Origin of the sequence: Arthrobacter sp. UCD-GKA, assembly GCF_001863355.1 — a bacterium.
GTDB lineage: Bacteria > Actinomycetota > Actinomycetes > Actinomycetales > Micrococcaceae > Paeniglutamicibacter.
Map to the genome: position 1 here is coordinate 1 of NZ_MOLR01000031.1, position 785 is coordinate 785.

1 protein-coding gene is annotated in these 785 nt (G+C 71.8%); it reads right to left on the reverse strand.

From position 1 onward, the window contains the following. A partial coding sequence (locus BLJ79_RS22195; RefSeq protein ID WP_139195028.1) for an aldehyde dehydrogenase family protein occupies nt 1-785 on the reverse strand: 785 nt, incomplete at both ends.

Here is a 785-nt window from a genome sequence, read left to right on the forward strand (position 1 = left end):
GGCCACGCGCTGCGCCCGCCCGGCGTCCCGGGTCCATACGGCCCCGGCCAGCCCGTAGTCGGTGTCGTTGCCGATGGCCACGGCCTGGGCCTCGGTGCGGAAGGTTTCCACCGTCAGCGTCGGGCCGAAGGCCTCCTCCCGGGCCACCGACATGCTCCCGGTGACCCGATCCAGGATCGTGGGCAGGTAGAAGTGCCCGGCCTCCAGGTCCTTGCCGTCCTGGCTGGTGGCCTTCCGGCCGCCGCAGCGCAGGCGTGCGCCCTCGGCGATGCCGGCCTGCACGTAGGCGTCGACCTTGGCCAGGTGCGCGGCGGAGATCAGCGGACCGGTCTCCGCGTTCTCGTCAAAGGGCCCGCCCAGGCGGATCAGCCGGGCGCGGCGGACCAGTTCGTCGACAAAGGCCTCGGCGATGGATTCCTCCACCACCAGCCGGGCACCGGCGGAACAGACCTGCCCGGAGTGCACGAAGGCGCCGTTCAGGGCATTGTCCACCGCGGCGTCGAAGTCGGCGTCGGCGAAGATCACGTTGGGGTTCTTGCCGCCCAGTTCCAAGGCGACCTTTTTCACGGTGCCCGCCGCCGCGGCGGCGATGACCCGCCCGGTGGCCAGTCCCCCGGTGAAGGAGACCATGTCCACGTCGCGGTGCGCGGACAGGGCCGGGCCGACCGCGGACCCGGCGCCGGTCACCAGGTTCGCCACCCCGGCCGGCAGTCCCAGTTCCTGCAGCACGTCCATCATCAAGATGGCGGTGGAGGGGGTCAGCTCGGCGGGCTTGAGGATGAAGG